At 64.2% G+C, this 2,123-nt stretch carries 1 protein-coding gene and 1 pseudogene; both read right to left on the minus strand.

Features of this window, described 5'->3' with window-relative positions; translation table 11 throughout:
• Nucleotides 1-449, minus strand: a pseudogene (locus U9980_RS18785) (MFS transporter); the annotation flags it as partial.
• 84 nt (nt 450-533) lie between these two features.
• Nucleotides 534-2,087 carry a GMC family oxidoreductase gene (locus U9980_RS18790; protein WP_322769114.1) on the minus strand — a complete coding sequence of 518 codons (1,554 nt, stop codon included), beginning with the start codon at nt 2,085-2,087 and terminating at the stop codon, nt 534-536.
• Nucleotides 2,088-2,123 lie beyond the last annotated feature (36 nt).

Here is a 2,123-nt window from a genome sequence, read left to right on the forward strand (position 1 = left end):
CCGAGACCGAGAAGGGCGTTGAGCGTGAGAATGGACGCGTCGACGGCCCGGGGGTGAAACGCGGCGGTGAACGTGTTCAGGGCGGGTACCGTGAGGCCGAATCCGGCGCCCAGACTCGCCGTTGCCAGCAGCAGCATTCCGTAGGCGACGGACTGTTCCGCGGTGAACAGTTGGCTGAGGACGAGCAGCGTCATGGATACCAGACCGGCGCACAGGCCGGCCAGATACACCCGCTTCGTGCCGAAACGCCGGCCCAGGTGCGCGCCCAGCAGCGCGGTGGTGACGGCCGTGACGACCTGCGGGAGGAACATGCTCCCGTACTGCGTGCTCGACAGGTCGTATTTGTCCGGGTCGGTGAAGATGGCGCTCGCGGCGGGGAAGGTCACCAGCACAATGCCCTGCGCGGCACCAGCCGCGTAGATGACGGTCGTTTCGGTCCTGCTGGCCATGCATCCTCGCCATCGCCATCGCCATCGCCATCGCCATCGCCATCCGGTATCCGTCCGGTACCGGTTCTTGCCCGGTCGCCCGCGTTACTGCATCCGCTCACACAGGTGCTCGCCGACTCGGATAGCGTTGGCCATGGCGGTGAGTGCCGGATTCACCGCGCCGATGCTGGGAAAGAAGCTGGTGTCGACGACGTAGAGATTGTCGAGTTCATGGGCCTTGCAGTTCACGTCGAGCACCGACGTCGCGGGATCGGTGCCGAACCGGGCGCTGCCGGCCTGGTGCGCGACACCGGCTATCTCGATGTTCATGGACATGTAGAAGTTCTTCCGGAGCACGTGGTGCGCGGACATGCCGATGTGATTGAGAATCTTCTTCAGCTGGTGGTACAGGTGACCGGCCTCGTCGTTGTTGGTCGAGGTGTAGGCGAGGCGGACGTTGCCGTCGGGCGCCAGGGTGATCCGGTTTTCCGGGCGGGGGATGTCCTCGGTGCTCAGCCAGAAGTCGACGGCGTGCCTGGCCGTCTCTTCCAGGCTCCGTTTCGGGGCCAGCTTGGTGAGTGTGGGTTCTTCGCCGCGCATGGCCGCCGCGTTCGACTTGCCCACCATCTGGATGCTGCCGGCTGGCCACGGGTAGTCATCGCTGCCGAAGTAGAAATCGTTCAGTCCGAGGGTCTTCTGGAAGACCGTCTCATTGGGCTCGTCGGAGAGGGCGACCACGGCCTTGGAATTGTGGAACATGTAGTTTCGGCCGACCTGGTCCGAGCCGTTTGCGAGCCCGTGGGGGTGGGAGTCACCGGCCGAGGCGAGCAGGATTTTGGCGCTGTTCGCGGCGCCGGCGCAGAGGGCCACGATGTCGGCCTCGTAGACCTCGCGACCGCCGTTGCGGGACACGACGACACCGGTAACGGTGCGGCCGGTCGGGTCGGTCTCCAGCCTGATGACCTCGGCGTTGACCAGGAGCGTGACATGCGGTTGGTCCAGCAGCGGCCGTACCGCGATCACCTCCGCATCGGACTTGGCGTGCACCAGACACGGATACCCGTCGCACCACGCACAGCGGATACATGCGCTTTTCGCCCGGTCCGTCTCGTCGAGCAGGATTCCGCACGGCGCGTGGAAGGGCTGGTATCCACCGGTTTTCAGATCATCGAAGATCTGCTGCATTCGAGGTTCATGGGAGACCGCCGGCCAGGGGTACTCCTTGCTCCAATGGCCTTCGGTGGGATCATCACCGTGGTTTCCATGGACCTGGTAGAGCCACTCCGCCCTCGTGTACCACGGTTCGAAGTCGTCGTAGGACAGCGGCCAGGACGGCGAAACGCCGTCAACATGATGCAGCTCACCGAAATCCCGCGGCCGCAGTCGGTAGAGCGCCGCCCCGTACAGCTTGGTGGCACCCCCCACGAAATAGTGAACCTGCGGCTGAAACGCCTTGCCGTCGGCGTCGTACCAGGTTTCGGCGGAAATATACCGGCCGTCGACGAACACCTCCTCGGGATCCCAGTTCCCCATTTCCCGCGGCAGATAGTCGCCCCGTTCCAGCAGCAGAATCTTTTTGCCTGAGAGGGCGAGTGTGTGCGCGAGCGTCCCGCCGCCCGCGCCGGTCCCGACGATGATGACGTCATAGCGTTCGGGCACCGCTCATTCTCCTTGTATAGTGGATCGATTTATGTT

Source organism: Protofrankia sp. Cr1 (assembly GCF_963555865.1).
Classification (GTDB): Bacteria; Actinomycetota; Actinomycetes; order Frankiales; family Frankiaceae; genus Protofrankia.